Raw genomic sequence first — 20,080 nt, 5'->3', positions numbered from 1 at the left:
GGCCCGATGACAATCAGCCGACGGATCGCTGCCGTGCTGGCCGCGTCGATGTTGGCGGCTTCGATTAATCTGACCAATCCCGCGCCGGCGTGGGCGATTCGGCCCCCGGTAGTGGAACCGGGGCCACCCCCCAACGGCCCGCTCGGCCCGGTCGAGCCGACGGATCTCAAAGCGATCTGCGGGATCCCGACCGGCGTGTTGCCGCAGACCGATTTCGCTCTGCAGACGAGCGCGGAAGCGATGCTCGGCTACGTGAGCGCGTGGCGGTTTTCCCGCGGCGCCGGACAGAAGGTCGCCGTCATCGACACCGGGGTGAATCGGCACCCGCGGTTGCCGGCGCTGGAGGGCGGCGGCGACTACGTGTCCAACACCGACGGCCTGCAGGACTGCGACTCTCACGGAACCGTGGTTGCGGGAATCATCGCGGGTTCGCCCAGCGCCGGCGACAGCTTCGCCGGGGTGGCCCCGGAAGCCACGATCCTGTCGATCCGGCAGAACAGCACGGTCTACGGCGTAAAGGAGGGGGGCTCCGGGCAGGCCAATGATCCCAACGCGGTATCGAAGGGATACGGCAACACCTTGACTCTGGCGTACGCGATCACGCGCGCGGTCAACCTGGGCGCCACCGTGATCAACCTGTCGGAAGTGGCGTGCAGCCCGGTCGGTGCCGGGCTCGACGATGTGCAACTCGGTCGCGCGGTTCGCTACGCGTACGAACACAACGTGGTGGTGGTGGCCGCGGCGGGAAACGTCAACAGCCAAGATTTCTGCAAAACCCAAAACGCCATGGCGGACCCGAACATGCCGTTGCAGAGCGGGTGGGATTCGGTGCGGACCATCGCCAGCCCGGCCTGGTTCAACGATTATGTGTTGACGGTCGGCGCGTTGACCACGTCCGGAGAACCCGCCGATTTCAGCCTGCGCGGGCCCTGGGTGGGCGTGGCGGCACCCGGTGAGCGGATCGTCTCGCTGGACTCACACGGACCAGGCCTCATCAACGCCATCATGAGCACCCAAGGATTGGCGGTGATCAACGGCACGAGCTTCGCGGCGCCGTTCGTTTCCGGAGTGGTGGCCCTGATCCGGTCCCGGTTTCCCGACCTGAACGCCGGTCAGGTGATGGATCTGATCAAGCGGACCGCCCACATGCCGGGTGCCGGGCCGAACGAGGCCACCGGATACGGCGTGGTCGACGCGGTGGCGGCGTTGACCTACCGCCTTCCAGCGGCAAACCGGCAGCCCAACCCCGATGCGGCGACGCCGATCGCCGGCCGCCCTCGCGTTGATCCGGGTAGCCAGCGCGCACGGATCATCGTGTTGTCGGTCACACTGGCAACCGTGGCGCTGGCGGGGGTTGCCTGGGCGCTCTCGGTGGCCGGCAGGCGCCGCGCTGCGCGAGCCGCCGATTCCAGCGCTGACCTGCCGGAGCAGTAGCCGGGCCGCGGGTCGATCCCGAGCGGAATCGGCGTCGTGGGCCGCGGCAATGTGTGGGAGTCTCGAACTGAAAATTAAGCATTTTGCGCTACGTACGATTGGAGACGGTGCGCAACCCGGAACCGGTTGAAAGAAAGGGGGGACGTTGGCCAAGCACACACCCGCCGGGGACGAGCGCGGTTCGTTGGCGCGTCCTCCCTGGTTGCCCGATGAGAGAAAGCGACGGCGCGTCTACCTCGGTCGAGGGAAACGGCAAGACAAAGAGGATGCCGGCAAACATCGCGCCGACGAGGCCGAGGTGGACGTCAACGGCCACGACTCGGAGAAGTCGGAGGGCTCGACACGCAAGCGCGAAACGCGACAGCAACGCGCGGTAGCCGACCCCGCTATCCCCGAAGCCAAGCGCGACGAGATTCTGGCCGGGGCGCCTTCTCGCGGCTCCACTGAGGTCCCACCGAGGCGGGAGCGCATCCCGGTGTCGCGGCCCGAGCCGACGGGCGCGGGGGAGTCCCAAGCCGAACCCGAGGACGCGCCGGAGTTTCGGCCGAAGCGGGTGGCGGTGAGATACGACCGCCCCCGACGTCGGGAACACCTGGACCAGCCGCCGCCCGAGGTGCGCGCCGCTGCGACCGCCGACGAACCACCGCCCGTCTTTCCGCCGCCACGACGTCCCGCGCCTGGCCCTGAGGTCGACAGGGTTGCTCAGGTTGCTCAGGTTTCCCGGCCTCGTCAGCCCGCGGAAAAGGCGATCGCCGCTGAGCCGGAGACGCCATTGCCGCGCACGGAAATCGACCAACCACCGTTGCCGGCCGAGCCAGAGGCCAGCAAGGATGCGCCGAGGGAGGATGACCAGGACGTCGCTCCTCCCATGGCGGAAACTCCCGAGGCGACGGCACCGCCGGTCGATGAAGGGGAGCCACGGCATGCTGAGCCGTGGTCCGCGGAAAGCGAGTTGCCGAACACGCCGGAGGCTGAATCAGAATTCGAGCCGCCGGCGGAAACAGCATGGGCGGACGAATCTTGGCCAGAGCCAGAGCCGGTTCCCGAGATTGAACCCGAACCGCGTTCTCAGGTTGTGCCCGAGCCAGAGCCGGACTTCGAGCTTCGGGTGGAACCTGAGCCGCCCGTTGAACTTTCGGTACAGGCCGAGCCGGTCGTTGACATTCCACCGGAGCCTGACACGTTCGCCGAATCGTCGGCATCCGACGAGCCGACTCCCGGTGCATCCGCACCCCGGGAACTCGATGACATCGAGTTGCGAGCCGCGGCCCTGCTCGAGCAGATCGCGGCCAGGCGGGCACACGTCACGGCCGCACCGGAGGAATCGGCGGTCGACTCCACACTCGGCGACGAATCGGACGCTGCAGCCCCGGAATGGTTGTCCGTGGAGTTTTCGAGTGATGCTGAGGCCCACGTGGATTCATCGCAAGACGCTACGTCAGAGCACGAATCGCCGGCTGAACCGGAAGCGGTGGTCGAATTCGCGGACGATGCCGCCGAGACGCACTGGCCGCCCGCGGAGGAGCCGAGCGTCGAGGTCCCGCTCGACGACGCGCCCGAGACCGACGCGCCGGCTGAACCGACCAACGAGCAAGAACCCGTCGTCCCGGCCGAGGCGGTCGAAGCCCCGTCGCCAGCGCAGGACGGCCCCAACACGGCGCCTCCCGCCGAGGAACGGTCAAAGGGGCCCGCCGCGCGCCGACCGGCGCCGCCGCCCTGGCAGATGGCTACTCCGATGATCTCGGCAGAATTCGAACGGGCTCCCGACCAGGATCGAGGTGTGTTGCACGAGCAGCCGCCCGCGCAGGCAGCTGAACCGCCTGCAGCGTCCAGTCGACACCGCACACCGCATCCCCAGCCGCCCCAGGCGCCGCCGGCCAGATTCCGCCCGGGACCACGTCCGGGCGCCCTACCGCCGTGGCCGCCACCGCCACTTCCGGGCCCGTTTCCCCCGCCGCCCTGGTGGCCCGGACCGCCGCCCGGTCAGCGGGCGATTCCGAAGCCGCACCCGGCGTCCCACCCCCCGGCCACCGACCAACCGCCACGTCCTGGATCGCCACCGGGCCCGCCGCGGCCGCCGGCCGGAGTGCCACCCCCGAACTACCAGCCTTTCCGGGTGCCGCCCTCGATAGACGAAGCGGAGATCACCAACCCGTATCGCTTTGCGCCGCCGTCGGGTTGGCGCCGCTTGGTGCACAACGCGACTGGCGGGCACGTCAATCCGGGAGCGTCTCGCAAGGAACGCACGCAGGAACACCTGCTGGCCGAAATCCGCCAGCCGATCGCCGGAGACTTCCGCATCGCGGTGCTCTCGATCAAGGGTGGAGTCGGCAAAACCACCACCACTTTCGGATTGGGGTCGGCATTGGCGATGGTTCGCCACGACCGGGTGATCGCCGTCGACGCCAATCCCGACCGCGGCACCCTGGCCGAACGGGTCGGGGACACGTCGACCACGTCGACGGTGCGTGATCTGTTGTCCGATCCCAACATCCACCGGTACGCCGACGTTCGAAACCACACCCTGATGGCGGCCAGCAGGTTGGAAGTGCTTGCCAGCGAACAGGACCCGGCTGTTGCAGAGGTGTTCGGCGCAGAAGACTACCGGCGTACGGTTGAGATATTGCGGTACTTCTACAACGTGATCCTGACCGATTGCGGCACCGGGATCATGCATTCGGCGATGTCGGCGATCCTGGACCTGGCCCACACCATCGTGCTGGTGAGCTCGCCGGCCATCGACGCCGCTCGCAGTGCGTCGGCAACGTTGGATTGGCTTATGCAACACGGACATTCGGGACTGGTCCGGGAAGCTCATGTGGTGCTCAGCGCTTCGCGTCCGGGTTCGGCAGCGTTGAAGCTGGACAAGGTGTACGAGCATTTCCAGCCGCGTTGCCGCTCAATTCATCTGATCCCGTTCGATCCTCATCTCGCCGAGGGGGCCGACGTCGACTTCGCCCGGCTCAGGCCGGCGACCAGACAGGCGTATCTGGAACTGGCCGGGGCGGTGGCCGAAAACTTCGGACGACTGCGACCCGCTCGAGAACAGGCCTAGCGCAAAGCTATTCGATTTGCGGCGCACCGTGTGACAACCCGCGACGGCAAGGTCGCACGCGCGCCCCGAAGCAGCCGGCTGCATGCGATGATGTGCGACGTGGAGCGCACCTTCGAGCAGCTGGTCGCAGAGGCCGCTTCGGTATCCGTTGCGGGCTGGGACTTCTCCTGGCTGGACGGCAGGGCCACCGAGCAGCGCCCGTCGTGGGGATATCAACGACTGTTGCGTGCCCGCCTGCCGGAGGTGGGCTCGGCGCTGGACATCTACACCGGCGGGGGTGAGGTGCTGGCGGGGGCCGGTCCGGTCTTTCCCCCGACGATGGCCGCCACTGAGCCGTGGCCGCCCAACATCGCTTTGGCCACCCAGCTACTGCATCCGCTGGGCGTCGTCGTGGTCGCGACCAAGGGCGACGAGCTGCCGCTGCCGTTCGCCGATGCCGCCTTCGATCTGGTGTGCAGTCGGCATCCTTCGGCGGTGTGGTGGGACGAGATCGCCCGGTTGCTCAAACCGGGCGGCACATATTTCGCCCAGCATGTCGGCGTCATCTACCTGCGCACGCTCATCGAGTACTTCGCGGGGGCGCAACCCGAACGCCGGATTCGTGGACAGCTGGACCCCGATACCGTCAGGGCCGAAGTGGGTGCGGCCGGTCTCGACGTGGTCGACCTACGGCACGAGCAGATCCGGCTGGAATTCTTCGACATCGGCGCCGTCATCTATTTCCTGCGCAAGCTGGACTGGGTCGTTCCAGGGTTCGCGGTCGAAAACTACCGCGATAAGCTGCTAAAACTGCACCAGCAGATCGAAGCCGACGGGGCATTCGTCACCCACACCTCACGGGTACTGATAGAGGCCCACAAGCCGCGCTGACGCCGGCGGATCGTGACCGCTAGGGGGTGCTGTTGGTAGACGAACCGCCGGCCGGCCGCACCACGGCGGAGTGGCCCAGCGAATCGCGATTCGGGCACTACGTGCTCACCCGATTGCTGGGCCGCGGCGGGTTCGGCGAAGTGTATGCGGCCGTCGACACCAAGAAGAACCGGACCGTTGCGCTGAAACTCTTGCCGCCGTCATATTCGGACAATCCGATTTTTCGCGCGCGGTTGTTCCGCGAAGCCAGCACCGCAGGCCGGCTCAACGAGCCGCACGTAGTTCCGATTCACGACTACGGAGAGATCAACGGCCAGCTCTACATCGACATGCGGTTGATCCCGGGCTCCGACTTGCGGGCAGTGCTGGACGACAGCGGTGCCCTGGATCCAGCGCGGGCGGTCTCGATCGTCGCTCAGATCGCCTCGGCCCTGGATGCGGCGCACGCCGAGCAGATCATCCATCGAGATGTCAAACCCGCCAACGTACTTCTGGCTCCCGGTGACTTCGCGTGCCTGGTCGACTTCGGGCTGGCCAATGCTGCCAGCGACGCCAAACTCACCACCGCCGGCAACACGATCGGCACCTTCGCCTACATGGCGCCGGAGCGACTCGCCGGCGGGGAGGTCGACCACCGCGCCGACATCTACGCGTTGGCTTGTGTGCTCTACGAGTGCCTGACCGGCAGCTCGCCCTATCCGACCGGCGACGTGGCCGCCCTGATCGCGGCGCACATGATATCTCCGATTCCGCGGCCCAGCCAGGATCGGGCGAGCATTCCCGCCGGATTCGACGGGGTCATTGCCAAAGGCATGGCCAAGGACCCCGACGACCGCTACGCGAGTGCGGGCGAACTCGCGACCGCCGCCGATCGCGTATTGAATCCTTCGCAACATCGCGGCGACACACCGTCCCGGAAGGCTACGGTGCGTCCCCCCGGTACGGACGCCGTCACACTGAAGCGATCCGGGCTTCCCCGCCGGATCGCCTTGCTGGCCACGATCGCCGCCGTCGTCCTGGTCGCAGCCGCCGCGATTCCCTACTGGATCAGTCACCGGCAGCACAAGCCGGCGAACTCTCCGCCCAGCACCGTCCTCGCCCTCGTCACCGCGACCGTTCCGGTCGGCAAGCACCCCGAGGGTGTGACGGTCGACCCCACCACCCACACCGCCTATACCGCGAACTACGGCGACAACACCGTGTCGGTCATCGACACCACCGGCCGCAGCGTTACCGCCACGATCCCGGTGAACAGAGGTCCGCTCGGGGTGGCCGTCGACCCGATCACGCACACCGTTTACACCGCGGACAACCGCGACGACACGGTGTCGGTCATCGACACCAGCAGCCGCACCCTCACCGCCACCATCAAAGTGGGCACCAACCCGTGGGGGATAGCGGTGGATCCCGCCACCCACACCGCCTACGCAGCCAACAATTGGGACAACACAGTGTCGGTCATCGACACCGCCAGCCACGCTGTCACTGCCACCGTCCAAGTCGGCAAACACCCGGAGTGGGTGGCCGTGGATCCTCTCACGCACACCGCCTACATCACCAACAACAGCGACGGCACCGTGTCGGTCATCGACACCGCCAACCACACGCTCACCAACACCACGATCACCGTCGGAAACGGCCCGCTCGGCGTCGTCGTCGACCCCACCGCCCATGTGGCGTACACCGCCAACTACGGCGACAACACCGTGTCGGTGATTGACACCACCAATCGCACCGTCACCGCCACCATCAAAGTCGGCACGAATCCGTGGGGGATAGCGGTGGATCCGACCGCTCACACCGCCTACACCACCAACAGCACCGACGGCACGGTGTCCGTCATCGACACCACAAATCACGCCGTCACCGCCACCATCAACGTCGGCGCCCGCTTGTGGGCGGTGGCTGTCGACTCCATCACCCACACCGCCTACACCGCCAACAGCAACAACACCGTGTCGGTGATCGAGCCGGCCCGCTGAGCGTGCGCTGCTTTAATCTTGGCCTGTGACGGCGGACGGCGACGGAGGTCGGGTTCGTGATCGGGACCTCGTCGAGGACGCGGTCAAGCTGCTGTTGACCGAAGCGCCGCCGGGCTGGCAGCAGCTACACGGCGAGTTCGAACCGTCATCGCAACCGGTGGTAGCGCAGGCGTTCGTCACGACGGCAGACGGCCGGCAACTGCCTTCGAGCGTTTCAGCCGGCGCCATTAGTGTTCTTGCCGAGCATCAACGCCGCGCGGCGGCAGCCGGCGCGCCCTGGCAGCGGCTGGTCATCGACTGTGCAGCCGACGGGCGGTTGTCCGCCCGCGCCGAACCGGCCGCGGCGGTCTCTGCCCCGCCGCGCCCGCCGGACGGTTTCCGTTGGGTTGAGCCGGAGACTGGGGAGCAGTCAGCCAACGAGGCGCCGTCGCAGCCGAGCAGCGATGCCGCCCCACGGCCGAGCCGTCGAGGCCGGTGGATCGCCGCCACTGTCGGCGCGGTGACGGTCTTGGTTGTCAGTCTGGTCGCGGTCGTTTGGTGGCATCCGTGGTCGGGCGAACGCGGCGGCACCGCGCCCGGCGCAGGCACTGCACCGCCCGCACCACCGCCGACCGGCACGCCGAAAGAATTGTTGGTGTCTTTCCCGCTGAACCGCCAGCCGGTGCCGGGATGGCGGGTCCGCGCCACCGACATCGGGCTGCCGCCCCACGTGCCGGTCGGAGACCTGTTCGCCAGCAGCGGCCAGAAGGCCTACTTCGTCACCGCTCACTGCGACGACGGCCCCTGCTCGAATCCGATGGGCTGGGTGTACGGGCTGGATACCGGCAGCGGCAAGCGGCTGTTCGCACCCGTCGCGCTCACCGGTTTCTACGGAGGCGCAAGCGACTGCTACAGCAATGGTCCTTCGGTCGCGGTGTGCCTGACCGAGGGATACCGCAAGGAACGACCGCAGCTGGTGTGGGTGATCGACCTCGACCGCGGCGCAGTGACCTTCACCGGCCGCACCGAGTTGTATCCGCAGGAACAGTACGGACCGGGGCCGAGGATACGGGCCGTCGGTAACTATCGGGGCGAAACCCGGCTGGTCGCCGCCGTCAAGGGCAAGGGCGTCTACGGCGTCGGGCCGCAGGCGGAATTGACCTGGTTCGTGCCAGGCGACGGAGAGGTCGTGTTGCCGAACTACCTGAGAGTCGGCGACATCCCTCCCTTGACAGTGGCGCTGCAGCGGCGAACCGCTTCCGATCGATCCGGCCCCAAGGATCGGGTCTTCTCGGTGATCGACGGCAAAGACCTGACTCCGAATCCCGCGGCGGGCATAACCATCGACCGCGCCGCCGTCTACAACGGCGGCTTTGCGTACCACTACCAGGAAGGCGTGTCCGGGGGCGTCTTGTTCTATGACACCCGCGGTCGTGAGGTCGCGCGCCAAGAAGTCGGTTTCGCCTCGCCGATGCAGGATGCCGCGACGCCGATCTTCGTCGTCAATCCCGAGTCTCGGCCCGAGTGGATGGTCTACACCGCCGGCGGCAAACTGCTCGCCCGAATTCCAGGCGAATCGGTCGCCAGCGAATTCCAGACCATCGGCACCAAACTCTACGTCAGGAGAAGCTTGATCGGTCCCGACGAGAGCTGGCAGCAATGGGATCTGCCCACCGGCCGCTCGGGACCTACCTGCAAAATGCATCTCGGCGTCGCATATGTCGCGTCCGACGGGAACATCATCCTCACGCAGGACACCGCCAAGAACGTCGCCATCGACGCCTCGACGTGTCAAACATTGTGGGAGACGCCGTCAGAACCCGACGACAGTCGGGTCGTCATCTGGAAAGTCGACAACGGCCTTTTGCAACGCACCCGCAAAAGCGACACCATCGTGTCGCTGCGCGCACCGGAGTGACTGCCGGCGTCAGCGGCCGCGCAACTCCCGCAGGACCGCCACATTCTTGGCGATGAGCCGATCGATTCGGTCGCTCAATTCCCGCGCCGTCATCGGTTTCGCACAACTCAAATCCGGAGCGAGGAGGTATTCGCCGTCGTCGCCCAGACGCACCCAGACAACCGCGCTCTTGGTGGCGTCGAACCCCCAATCGCGTGCAGGTTGCCAGTGACTCTGCACTCTGCCGAACACAGTCACCTCCGCGCGCGGAACGGTGACCCCTGTGGGGGCGACAGGCCGTGCCTGCACAGCGACGAGTTCGTCGTCGCGGTGGCCGCTAAGCCCTTGTCCATACTCAGGGATCAATATGGCCGGATGCTTTCCCGGCTTGGTCAGTTCAACCGTTCCTGCTATCGCCGCACCCAAGTCATAGGCACTTAGCGTCAACACTTCAACCACGTCGTCGGGCTGTTGTATCGCCAAGTAACCAAGGTGGTCCAAGCGATGAGCGACAATTCGCTGACCCGCAGATTCTGAATTCAATTCATGCACGCTGCATTCGACACGCAGATCGGCATCGATGTAGGTCGAAAACCACTTCTGGAACATGTGCAAGTCGCCGTGGTTGTAACGATCGGGAACTGACGTCGCGTAGGCAGAATATTCCTCGTAATTGGCGAAGGGGTGAGATCGCGTCTCCATGAATGGATATGGCATGAATGCCCGGCCGTAGTACTCGCTGATGATCTTCACATCGAGCAGATCGATCTTTCCCACTCGATTGAGTCCCACCACGCGGTTCGCGTTCGTCATGTTCACCAATTTCCGGTCGGCAGTGCCTGACGAGGGAGGTCCGTCAGCAACGACCGACCTACCCCGGGCGGCGCGGCCCGACGGCTTCGGATTCATCGCCGACCACCGGGACGACGGCGTCGGCCTCGCCGATCACGTCCTGACCATGCTTGGTGTGGCGCAACGCCTTACTCACCCGGTGCTCCTTGCCGGCTTTGCCTCCTTGATGGCCTGCGGCCGGCGCACCGGCGACAGGGGCTCCGTTGCCTCCGCTGACACCTGCCCGGGAAGCCGGTACCGCGGCGCTGGCCGCCGCTTTGCTCACCGGCGTCAACTGGGCAGCGGGCTTGCCGAGCGACGGACCGCGTGGTGCCGCTCCGCTTGCGCCTCGAGCACCGCCTGAGCCTGTGGCTTTGGTCGGCCGGTTGAGGCCGTGCGCGGCCGGTGTGAGGACACCGCCGGGCAGGCCTCCCGACGGGTTCTTCTGGCCACCCTTCGTTGCTTGATCCAGTGCCTGGTTGGCGGCGTTGGCGCCTTGGCCGGCCGCGTTGCCCGCGCCCTTGGCGGCATCCCCGGCACCTTGCGGCGAGCCGGCAGGCATCGTCGGCATACCTTGCCCGCTCGCTGGGTCCGTCGGACCCGTGAGCCCGTTGGGCGAGGGAAGTTCCGGCATACCCAAACCGCCGGGCTTGATCGCTCCGGGCCCTGCGGGACCGCCCGAACCACCGGGGAAACCCAGCCCGGGGGGAGCACCGCCCGGCACGCCTACCGTGGGACTTGTCGTGCTGATTTCAGGATGCTTGCCGCTTATACCCGAGATCGACGGATTGTAGAGTGTGTTTATCACCTCTTGCGCGAAGAGGTTGAGTTGATTCTCTTTATCCTTCCGGGTTTCCGGAGTAGAGTTTTCGGAGCATTTAAGCACCTCGTTGATATATTCATTTTCTCGGCCGACAATGAGGTTTCGAGTTCCGGTGATGACATTGCCGAAGGCCTCGATCAAAATGCTCATTGTGTATGCCGCCATGGCCAGTTCGTCGAGCTTGCTCAAAGACTCTTTCGCTTTGTTGACGATTGCCATGGCTGTCTGACCGCGCCAGCCGTCTGGCTCGTTCAAAGTTTGGTCGAGCCAGCGTAGAAATTCGTCCCGGACCCCGACAACCTCGTCGTGCAGGGATCTCCAGTCTTGCGCATGACCGTCGAGATTCTCGGCTGCCGGCTTCATCGCGCGGAGCGCGGTTTCATATTTGTCGACCCACTCACCGGGCACGGCTGACCGGGCATGTAGCGGCAATTCCGTGCCGTTGAGGGAGGGGTTCTTATTCAGTTCGCCCAAATGGGTGCCCCCGAACCCGGCTGCCGGGTTGGAAGGTGCGGGAGCAAAAGGTGGTAACGGGTTAGCGGGCGGCGAAACAGGCAAAGGCCCGTTGCCCGGCGAGCCCTCAGGGGCGCCGAGCAAATCGGCCAAGTTCGGATCAGGCTCCGGTGCCAACCTCGCCCCCTCTCATTTCCCGCTCGTCACCAGAGCAGTTGTCCGCCGGCTTAGGGTTGGTCCGTCGTCTGGATGTTGTGGCCGGCGGCTTGCACCGCTTCGGCAAACGCGGAAACAAACCCGAGGTATCCGTTGACCAGACTCTGAATGTCTTTGACGTCGGCGCTTAGATTAGTCTTGGTCTGAAGCGCGGACGTGAAAAGTCCAACCTGCCAGTCGTCCACACCGTGGATCTTTGTGAGGTTATCCCTCAACACCATTCCCAGGTTGTTGATGCGTCCCACGTACTCCTGCTGCTTGGCCTGCGAGAATTGAAGGTTTTGCGGGTCGGCCTGATGTTGCCGCATATAGCTCGTGATTTGATTGAGCGACGGATCATTCGTCGTCATGTTATTCCTTCCACATTCCGCTTCGCGTGAAGGCGGAAACGGTGGCTTTGAAGGCGCACTGCCACTCGGCCGTTCCCCTGGACACGCCTTCTGACCGGCGTCATGAAACTGAAGAACCCGGACTCACCGACTCTGGCGAGCCCGGGCCTCAGCCTGCTCGAATGACATCAACCGAGGATGTTTGCTGCCTGGCTGTTGTCGAGGTCCTGGACCAGTTGGTTCTGGTCGACTGCCCGCACCTGGGTGGCGTGCAGATCTTGGATGATCTCGTCCATCTCGTGCGAGAACCTGACCCTAAGCCCGTTGATCTCTTCGGGGGCGTGTCCGGTGTACGGACCCGAAGTCAGGGCGTTGAAAAGGCCGTCGATTTCGGTCCGCATTTGTTCGGCGTCCGCCGTGATGCTCCTGATCGCATCCAGCGTGCCGTAGTTGGCTTCGAAATTGTATTTGATGCCGTATGTCATGAGTTTGTACCTAACTTCCTAGCCGCCGTCGACGTTCCGGTGCGCCTGAATGAATTGCATGGAGCTTTGCGCAAGTTGATCGGTTTGTGCCTGGATCTGGCGCATATGGTCGAGGTGCTCGGCCATCCGGGCATGGAATGACTGCGCTTGCTGACCGTGCCAATTCAACTGCACCATTTGGTCGACTTCGTCTTCCATCTTGGCCAGCAGCCGATCTGTCGTCTGCAGATGATCGTTGATATTCTTGACATGGGGATCGGCATCTTCAGTGAGTTCAAATTGCCCTGCTGCCATTGTTTCTCCTTTGTCGTGTGTCCTTAATCGCCGGACACGGTGGTCTGATTTCCGCGTGATACCGTGTTACACCAATGTCGCCTCCCACTGGTCCGGCGACAATTCGACAAGCTGATTGATTGCCTGCCCGATCGCGTGATCGGAACCGGGCTTCAATGTGGTCCACAGTTGTCCGCTCGGTGACGCACTGGGCGCCCCGACAATGCGGCCCCTCTTGGTGTAGAACACCCCTACCGCGGCCGGCCGGCGCGAGATGCGGTCCTGATCGCTGCACAGCGCGTAATAGACGATTTCGGCGAACGCCACCCGCGACGCGAGCGCCGCACCCAGCACCATCGCCGCCCGCGGTTCGGCTCCCAGCGCCCGCACGCGATCGGCCAGCTGCGCCGGGTCGTGGGTGCCGATCAGGTTGCGGCTCACCATTTCCGCCGGCGCACCCACCGGAGACATCTGCGCTGCCTCGGCCCGGGGCAACTCACCGAGCAGCGCTTGGGTGGCCCACGCCAGGTCCGAAGAACCGTCGGCCACCCGCAGCACGATCTCGTTGCCCACCCGTCGCGCCACCACCCCGCATCCGCCGCAACGGACCACACATAGCCGCGCGATGCCGTCGGGCGTGACGAGACGCATCGCCAGCTCCCGTTCTGGCCGGCGCAGTGCCCGCAGTATCGGCACCAAGTCGGGCTCGATCGCCCCATCGATGATCAGGCCTCGGGAAACGAGACTTCGGGTTGCCGCGTCGAACGCTGCGTCGAGCGCGTCGACGGTCTCGTACCGGGGCCGCACGCCCAGCACGGTCGGAAACCCCTGGACACCTATCCGCGATCCGATGACCTGCAGCTCGTCGTCGGACAGGGTGAAACCGGAGAGCACGGCCCTGGTCATAACTGTCATAGCGCCAGCTCCTGATCGGCGCCGATGACCGCGGGGGAGACCCATCGATCGGACACCTGCTGCAACGTCCGCTCCGGCTCCTCGGCAAAGCCCTCCACGGGCTGTGGTTCGGGTGCGGCCAGCTGATCGAAGATCGCGGTGTTGGGTCCCCAGCTGACGTGCGAGACGGTGAATGGCGCATCGCTTTGCTGGGCCGCCGGCAACCAGGAGTGGTCGCCGTCCGACAGGCTCGCACCCGGTTCGCCGCCGCCTTCCAGCAACTCCGCCTCCCGGAACGACTCGTACGAACGGCCGCCCTCGTCACGCCGGTGCCCGGCCATCGGCGCGTAGCCCGCGCCGCCGCGGCCCATCCCGCCGTTGCCGGACCCATTGCTCGAGAAGCCGGTCTTTTTCAGCGGTTTCGCGTCTGCGCTGCCCTTGACGGGCGTGGCCATCATGGGCGACAACTGTCGGGGCGCCGCGCCGCCGGCGCCGCCCCCGCCTCCGTGTGAACCGCCGCCGGACTTGCCGTCCTTCTCGGCTTCGAGGGCGGCGCCATTGACGACCTGCGGGGGGAGTGGCTGGTCCCAGGGTTGGGCCAGTTCGGTGACGGCGTCCTCGTAGCGGCTCATCACCGCGGCGGCGTCGGCCTGCTGGGCGGAGGCCGCCTCGTCGAACTCGGCGAAGCTGCCCTGCAGGATGGCACCGTTGTAGGCCGACAGTGATGCCATCATGTCCTGGGCCGCCTTGGCTTCGACGGCTTCCGCGACGCTCGGCATCGACAGGATGGCGACGGTATTGGCGACGGCGGCTTCCTCGGCCCGCCGTCCATTTGCCGCGGCGCTCAAACTAGCGGCCTGTAGCCACTTTCCGAACGTTTCGAGTTTGCGGACGACGGCTTCTGAAGCGTTGCTCTCCCACGAGCTTCTGATGCTTTCGATGATTCGGTCGTAGTCGGTCGAGATCTTTGCGAACTCGTTTGCGACGCGAATCCAAGCCGCTCCGGCTTCACCCACCGAGGAGGGGCCGGGGCCTTCGGTGAGGTCGCGCGCAAGCTGTTCGGTGCTGCGCGATTCCCACACGACATTGGTGAATCCCATGCCTTACCCCCCTTTCGATGTCTTGTTCTTCGACGCCCTGGTCTGCGACGCCCTTGCCGACGTCGCCAGAAGCGTCGAGGTGGTCAGTCCGCGAGGTCCGCCTCGGCGATGCGCCCGGCATGTGAGCGCAGCGTTGCCGATACCTCATGCATCTCGTTGGAGCCCTGGTCGGACGCCTTGGTAAACGAGCCGAGTACCTCGTTGAGGGTGTGGGCGACGCGTTGGGACACCTCGTCGCGACCCGACGCGATGGCGGTGAGGTTGGGCGTCTCGGTCTGCACCACGCGCTGCATGCGGTTCGCGAGTTCGTCGAGTTGACGCGTGACCTCGGTGACCTCGTCGGGACGGATTGACAGGCGATTGTTGTCGGTCATCTCAGTGCTCCTAAATCTGAAGTTTGATATCGGGGCTGTCGTCGGGATCGGAAGCGGTTTCGCCGATGACCGGCGGGCTGGCGTTGCCGAGGTCTCCGACGATCTCGCCGCCTTGATCCGTCGTGTGCAGGAACGACGCGGACGTATGGCTTCCGCTCGCACCGGCTTTCCCGCCGTGCGCGCCGTAGCCTGCGCCGGGCGCCATCATGCCTGCGCCGCTCATCCCGGCACCGCCGCCGGCCGGCCGCGCGACGACGGAGCGCCCCAACGTGGCGGCGTTGTGTTCGTTTTGCACCATCGGCGAAGACGGCGTCGTCCGGGCCGGGGTGGTCGCGACCGGTCCGCCGCCACCGCCGTGTCCGCCGCCGGTGGGATGTGTCGCACTCACCATCCGGGCCGGATGACCGAGGGCCGTGGCCGGTGACGCGGCGCCCGTCGCGCCTGGTGCTTGGCCCACGCTCGAAATCAGGCCGGTGCCCGCCTGCAGGCCGGCCTGCAGGGCCTGGGTACCTGCCTGGACGCCCATGGTCAGCGGCATTGCGCCCATGGACAGCGCGGGACCGATCATGCTCATCCCCACCGAAAGCATCGGGCCCACCATCCCCATCGCCATCTCGGGTCCCTGGGCGATCGCGAGCGGCGCGCCGGTGGCGCTGGTCGCCGCGGCCTGGGTGGTCAGCGTGCTCTCAAGTTCGGTGATGCATTCGGTGGCCAGCGCGGTGGCCCGGGACGCCGACTCGACCATGTTGGGAGCGGTCCAGGGCAGCCCGGCAGAAAGGGCCTCGAGCTCGTGCTGACACTGCGTGAGGATCTCGATCAGCCGCGCGTGACCCTGCTCGACGTTCGCGGCCGCCGCAGTGTAGTGGCCCGCCAGCGCGGTGCCCTGCCCGGCGACGGCGGCGCCGTTGGCCAGGGTCTCGCCCGTCCTCGCGGCGGCAGCGCCCGCGCCCGCACCGGCCCAGCCCTGGCCACCCATGCCGCCGGCCATCTGGCTCAACGCTTGCTGGAGCCCGCCGGCCGCACTTTGGAAAGCCTGCGATACGCCGCTGAACATCTGCGTCGGGTTCAGGCCCTGGAAAATGCCGGGACCCAGCGTGCCGAGCATGTCGGTGATGGGTCTGAGCAGCCCACCGGTGAAGTTACTGCCCTTACCGCCCGCGCCGGATGCCCCGGTGAGGTTCGCGGGTATGCCCTCACCCGAAAGCCCCGAAAAATCCGGGCCTCCGGTGGGAAGCTGCCCGAGGTTGAACTGGTCGAGGATGTCCTGCACCGGGCGGTTCAGCCAGGCTTGCAGGTTGTTTTCCAGCTGGTTGACGACCGGCAGATGATCGAAATCCGGAGGCGTCATCCCGGCATGACCGGGTGGCCCTGCGTCCGGAGCGGATTCCAGGGTGGCCATCGCGCGAGGTCCTAGACTTCGGTGACGCTGTCGACTGCCTCGTGGGCGCCTTCCACGACGGTGGATGCCACTCCGAGCTCCAAGTGCTTGACCGCTGTTTCCATCGCGCTCGTGAAGTTGCTGGCGGCCGTCTCGTACAACGTCGGGATCATGTTCGCCACCGCGAGTGGACCATAAGTCATCGACCATCCGGCCAGCTGGGCGCTGGTAAGCCCGCTGTACGAGCCGGTGATCAAGGCGTGCGCCCCCGTTTGGGCACCGTTGAACGTGTGCATGAACTCGGGCTGCATTGCGAATGTCATCGTTGCTTCTCCCCCAGGTTTTCCACTGACCCTGCAGCTAGTGCCGGTGGTTCAACGGTAAGCGCGCCCGCCAGCAATAAACTGCACGAATTTAATCAGACTTCCGCAGCGGCCGCGATTCATGCGCGCCAAAGGGTTCCGGCGCGTGCCGCACGCCGTCACTCCGGCTCGACAATGGTGCCGTCCGAGCGCACCAGCGGAGCCTTCTGCAGCTCCGCCATGCGTTCGGTGAACTCCTTCAACAGGAAGCTGTACCGTTCTGCGGCTACCCGCGCCGCGGCCTGCGCCGTGTCGACGATCAGTTGGGCCAAGGCGTCGGGATCGAGGCGGGTCGCCGGCGGCCCCAGCCACAAACCGGTCAACTGGCCGAGCCCGTCGACCTCGGCGCTGACCGCGCGATCGCGGCTGGTCACCCGGGCCGTAATGGTTTTCGACTGCTCGGTCATCGACTGCAGCAGGTCGCGCTGCTTGATGGCCCGTGCGATAACCGACTGCGCCAGGCTGGTCATACCGACCTCATCCACGTCGCCGGAGGCTCGTCGGCCTCGTCTTCGCCGAACAGCTCTTGCTCGGCACGGGCGAGGTCATCCTCGGTGGGCAGGCCGAGCTCGCGGATCACCGACGCGGTATAGCCCTTCTCCGCCAGCTCACGGCGGTAAGCCACCTGGGCGCGCAGCGCCGACAACTGGCAAAGCGCCAAGATCTCGCCGGCCAATTCCTGCGGCGGCCTGCCGAGTTCACTGCGGTCGATCTTGAGTGCCGTCGGCAATCCACGCTCGGTGGTGACGACGGCGATGGTCCCGGTTCGGGACCGGACGGGAAGCTTTTGCTGTTGTCCTGGCACGCGCGTCACCTCCGCGCGTCGCCGATCCAGCGGAGATTCGGGGCCGGATTTGGCGACGCAATGCAACTCATCAGATCGGTACAATACTTTCTACCGCTGAGACGTGGGAAAAGGATGTTAGCGCCGCTACGGGGGGCGACTGCGACGTCCGTTCGCCGCACCCGGCGGCCGTTTCATGTGTGCGGAGCGACTGACGCCGGCACTGCCGGTGGGGCACGAGCAGTAAGGACACCGAGTAGATGAGTGGCACCAGGGACGCGCAGCGGGTCTTCGACGCCGGCGTGCTGTCACTGGGAATTCCCATCGACGGGTTGGAGACCGACCGCGACGTTCAGTACGCCACCCTGGCATTCAAACGCGCCACCGAGCACGACCCGCAGATGAGTGACGCCTGGCTGGGGCGCGCCGCCGCCGGCGATGTCAGCAGCGAGGTGATCTACAACCTGTGGCGGACCAGCAAGGAGAACCTGAACCGTGAGCAACGTCGGCTCGGGCTGCCGCGGCACGCACTTTCCGGCCGGTTCCAGACCGGGCTGTACCTGGACTACACGCTGAGCACGCTCACCGAGGTCTGGCTGGCATACGCGGCCACCATGATCCAGGGCAAGGACTACGACGAGGCCGAGCGGGTGCTCGACGAGCTGGACACCATGCGCCGGTCGATGCCCGACGGCGACGCGGAGTCCGCGGAAATCTGCGCCTACGTCCGCGCGGTGTTGCACTTCACCACCCAGCGCTGGCCGGATGTACTTGCCGCCCTTGCCAATTCGGCGTCGTTCAGCGACGAGTACATAGCGGCCGGTGCGCATCTGATGGTGGGCTCGGCATGCGCGCAGATGGGCTTGTTCGGCGAGGGTATCCGCCGGCTCGATCAGGCGATCGAGGGTCCGATCCCGGCCGCGAGCCGGGCCGCGGAATTCTGCAAAGCCCTGACGCTGCGCGAGATGGGCAAGGAACCCGAGGCGCGGGTCATCTTCGAACGGATCTACAGCGAAGAGCCCGGGTTCGAAGCGAATGCGGCTGCGCTGCACGATCCGAAATACCGCCTCATCATCAGCACCAAAGAAGACATCGATTCCCGCACCGACAGGTGGGATCCCAGCACTGCCCGCAGCACGCGGGACATCGACGCCGAGGGCATGAACGAACGCAGCAACGAGTACCTGCGTGCGGCTCAGGCGGAGCTGGACCGTCAGATCGGATTGAGCGACGTCAAACTGCAGGTGGCCAAGCTGAGGTCAGCCGCCAGACTGGCCAGGGTCCGCGAAGGGAAGGGTCTCAGTGCGGCCGCACGCAGCCTGCACCTGGCCTTCACCGGCCCGCCCGGAACCGGCAAGACCACCATCGCCCGCGTCGTCGCCCAGGTCTATTGCGGTTTGGGTCTGTTGAAGACACCCGCGGTGATCGAGGCCAAGCGCAGTGATTTCGTCGGCGAACACCTGGGTAGCACGGCGATCAAGACCTCGGCTCTGATCGACTCGGCGATGGACGGGGTGTTGTTCATCGACGAGGCCTACACGCTGATCCAGTCCGGACTGGCCGGCGGCGACGCCTTCGGCCGCGAGGCGGTTGACACCCTGCTGGCCCGGATGGAGAACGACCGCGAGCGGCTGGTGGTGATCATCGCCGGGTACGACGCCGAAATCGACCGCTTCCTGGCGTCCAACGAAGGCATGGCATCGCGGTTCACCAAACGGATCCGGTTCGCCTCGTATAACCCGACGGAATTGGGCGACATCGGCCGGTTGATCGCCAAGACGCGGGATTCCGAGCTGTCCGAAGAGGCATACGACGAACTGGTGGGTGCTTGTCAGCTGCTGTACGACAGCGAGTCCGTCGACAACTCCGGTCAGTTGCGCCGCGATATCGACCTGGTCGGCAACGGGCGGTTTGTCCGCAACGTGATCGAAACAGCCGAAGAGGAGCGGGAGTATCGGCTGAGCGAACGCCAGGACATCAGCGTCGAGGACCTCGACGAAACGGAGCTGATGCGCATCGAAATCGGCGACATGCGCGCCGCACTGGAGAATGTGCTCGGTATGTCCACCCGACAGCTGACCTCGAGAACCCGATAGTGAGCGGATCCGACGCCCCCAAGGCCGCATCGGCTTTCAAGCCGAGCACCGAAGCGGACACCATCCCGATCCCGGTGGCGCAGATTCAGGCCAAGCTTGCGCGGGAGGACCAGGAATCTGTCGCCGACGACGTGGCGCCGGTTGCCGACGAGGTGACATCGGTTGCTGACGAGGTGACATCAGTTGTCGACGAGCCGCCGGTTGCCGACGCGGTGGCGCCGGTGGTTCAGGGCCCGATGTCCGAGGCCACGCGGGTCATGGAGGTCCCGCCACCTCTACCGCAGCCGCGCGAAGCCGATCCGGTGCCCGACGTCCCGGTGCCCGACGTCCCGGTGGCCGAAGAGCCGGCGCCCGTGTTTCCGGGGCCGATGTCCGAAGGCACGGCTGTCGTGCAGTTGCCGCCGCAGCCGCCGGTGCGGCCCGCGCCGCGGCCCGAGCCTCCGGTGGCGGGGGCTGCGGCGGTGC

18 protein-coding genes and 1 pseudogene are annotated in these 20,080 nt (G+C 66.0%); 7 read left to right on the top strand and 12 right to left on the bottom strand.

The annotated features are described in order from the left end of the window. Positions 1-6: 6 nt before the first annotated feature. The 5 genes from mycP to A5791_RS08980 all read left to right on the top strand — a co-directional run bounded on the left by mycP (position 7) and on the right by A5791_RS08980 (position 9,238). On the top strand, positions 7-1,434 hold the full coding sequence (gene mycP, locus A5791_RS09000; RefSeq protein WP_067234140.1) for a type VII secretion-associated serine protease mycosin: 1,428 nt from the start codon (positions 7-9) through the stop codon (positions 1,432-1,434). Between the two features lie 145 nt (positions 1,435-1,579). Further along, complete coding sequence (locus A5791_RS27460) at positions 1,580-4,489, top strand: AAA family ATPase (RefSeq protein ID WP_082966831.1); 2,910 nt, start codon at positions 1,580-1,582, stop codon at positions 4,487-4,489. 99 nt (positions 4,490-4,588) lie between these two features. After that, positions 4,589-5,359: a class I SAM-dependent methyltransferase gene (locus A5791_RS08990; RefSeq protein WP_067234175.1), complete on the top strand. Its 771-nt coding sequence runs from the start codon at positions 4,589-4,591 to the stop codon at positions 5,357-5,359. A gap of 26 nt (positions 5,360-5,385) precedes the next feature. Further along, the gene (locus A5791_RS08985) at positions 5,386-7,341 is read left to right on the top strand and encodes a serine/threonine-protein kinase (RefSeq protein WP_067234136.1); all 1,956 of its coding nucleotides are present in this window, start codon (positions 5,386-5,388) and stop codon (positions 7,339-7,341) included. Positions 7,342-7,366: 25 nt separating this feature from the next. Then, positions 7,367-9,238 carry a hypothetical protein gene (locus A5791_RS08980; RefSeq protein WP_067234133.1) on the top strand — a complete coding sequence of 624 codons (1,872 nt, stop codon included), beginning with the start codon at positions 7,367-7,369 and terminating at the stop codon, positions 9,236-9,238. Between the two features lie 9 nt (positions 9,239-9,247). Here A5791_RS08980 and A5791_RS08975 read toward each other — a convergent pair whose 3' ends face one another. The 12 genes from A5791_RS08975 to A5791_RS08920 form a co-directional block, all read right to left on the bottom strand. Then, positions 9,248-10,036 (bottom strand): hypothetical protein, encoded by a 789-nt coding sequence (locus tag A5791_RS08975; RefSeq protein WP_156661098.1) that lies wholly within the window; start codon positions 10,034-10,036, stop codon positions 9,248-9,250. A 52-nt stretch (positions 10,037-10,088) separates the two neighbouring features. Then, entirely contained in the window at positions 10,089-11,345 is a 1,257-nt protein-coding gene (locus A5791_RS08970; protein ID WP_156661097.1) for a hypothetical protein, read from the bottom strand. Positions 11,346-11,551: 206 nt separating this feature from the next. Next, complete coding sequence (locus A5791_RS08965) at positions 11,552-11,890, bottom strand: hypothetical protein (protein ID WP_067234124.1); 339 nt, start codon at positions 11,888-11,890, stop codon at positions 11,552-11,554. A 167-nt stretch (positions 11,891-12,057) separates the two neighbouring features. Continuing rightward, positions 12,058-12,354, bottom strand: a complete 297-nt coding sequence (locus A5791_RS08960) for a hypothetical protein (protein WP_067234121.1) — start codon at positions 12,352-12,354, stop codon at positions 12,058-12,060. Positions 12,355-12,372: 18 nt separating this feature from the next. Next, positions 12,373-12,648, bottom strand: a complete 276-nt coding sequence (locus A5791_RS08955) for a WXG100 family type VII secretion target (RefSeq protein ID WP_067234117.1) — start codon at positions 12,646-12,648, stop codon at positions 12,373-12,375. Positions 12,649-12,714: 66 nt separating this feature from the next. After that, positions 12,715-13,542 carry an ESX secretion-associated protein EspG gene (locus tag A5791_RS08950; protein ID WP_231995836.1) on the bottom strand — a complete coding sequence of 276 codons (828 nt, stop codon included), beginning with the start codon at positions 13,540-13,542 and terminating at the stop codon, positions 12,715-12,717. Next, positions 13,539-14,621 carry a PPE domain-containing protein gene (locus tag A5791_RS08945; protein WP_067234113.1) on the bottom strand — a complete coding sequence of 361 codons (1,083 nt, stop codon included), beginning with the start codon at positions 14,619-14,621 and terminating at the stop codon, positions 13,539-13,541. Before A5791_RS08945 ends, A5791_RS08950 begins: the two co-directional genes overlap by 4 nt. Before the next feature lie 83 nt (positions 14,622-14,704). Then, positions 14,705-14,995, bottom strand: a complete 291-nt coding sequence (locus tag A5791_RS08940) for a PE family protein (protein ID WP_067234110.1) — start codon at positions 14,993-14,995, stop codon at positions 14,705-14,707. Between the two features lie 10 nt (positions 14,996-15,005). Next, entirely contained in the window at positions 15,006-16,394 is a 1,389-nt protein-coding gene (locus A5791_RS08935) for a hypothetical protein (RefSeq protein ID WP_082966830.1), read from the bottom strand. A gap of 11 nt (positions 16,395-16,405) precedes the next feature. Next, positions 16,406-16,696 (bottom strand): hypothetical protein, encoded by a 291-nt coding sequence (locus A5791_RS08930; RefSeq protein WP_156661096.1) that lies wholly within the window; start codon positions 16,694-16,696, stop codon positions 16,406-16,408. Positions 16,697-16,854: 158 nt separating this feature from the next. Beyond that, the gene (locus tag A5791_RS08925; protein WP_067234169.1) at positions 16,855-17,205 is read right to left on the bottom strand and encodes a YbaB/EbfC family nucleoid-associated protein; all 351 of its coding nucleotides are present in this window, start codon (positions 17,203-17,205) and stop codon (positions 16,855-16,857) included. After that, positions 17,202-17,540 carry a hypothetical protein gene (locus A5791_RS08920; RefSeq protein WP_067234165.1) on the bottom strand — a complete coding sequence of 113 codons (339 nt, stop codon included), beginning with the start codon at positions 17,538-17,540 and terminating at the stop codon, positions 17,202-17,204. Before A5791_RS08920 ends, A5791_RS08925 begins: the two co-directional genes overlap by 4 nt. Before the next feature lie 239 nt (positions 17,541-17,779). Between A5791_RS08920 and eccA the strand changes: the two genes are divergently transcribed. Together eccA and A5791_RS08910 are read left to right on the top strand one after the other, a co-directional pair. Further along, a complete protein-coding gene (eccA, locus tag A5791_RS08915) occupies positions 17,780-19,615 on the top strand; it encodes a type VII secretion AAA-ATPase EccA (protein WP_067234106.1) in 1,836 nt (611 codons plus the stop codon). Then, positions 19,615-20,080 (top strand): annotated as a pseudogene (locus tag A5791_RS08910) (hypothetical protein); the annotation flags it as partial. The gene eccA and the pseudogene A5791_RS08910, both read left to right, overlap by 1 nt.

It is taken from the genome of Mycobacterium sp. 852002-51163_SCH5372311 (genome assembly GCF_001667115.1).
In the GTDB taxonomy this organism is placed as follows: Bacteria; Actinomycetota; Actinomycetes; order Mycobacteriales; family Mycobacteriaceae; genus Mycobacterium.
The sequence above is the reverse complement of the archived record's forward strand: the minus strand, read 5'-3'. Positions and strand labels throughout refer to the sequence as shown.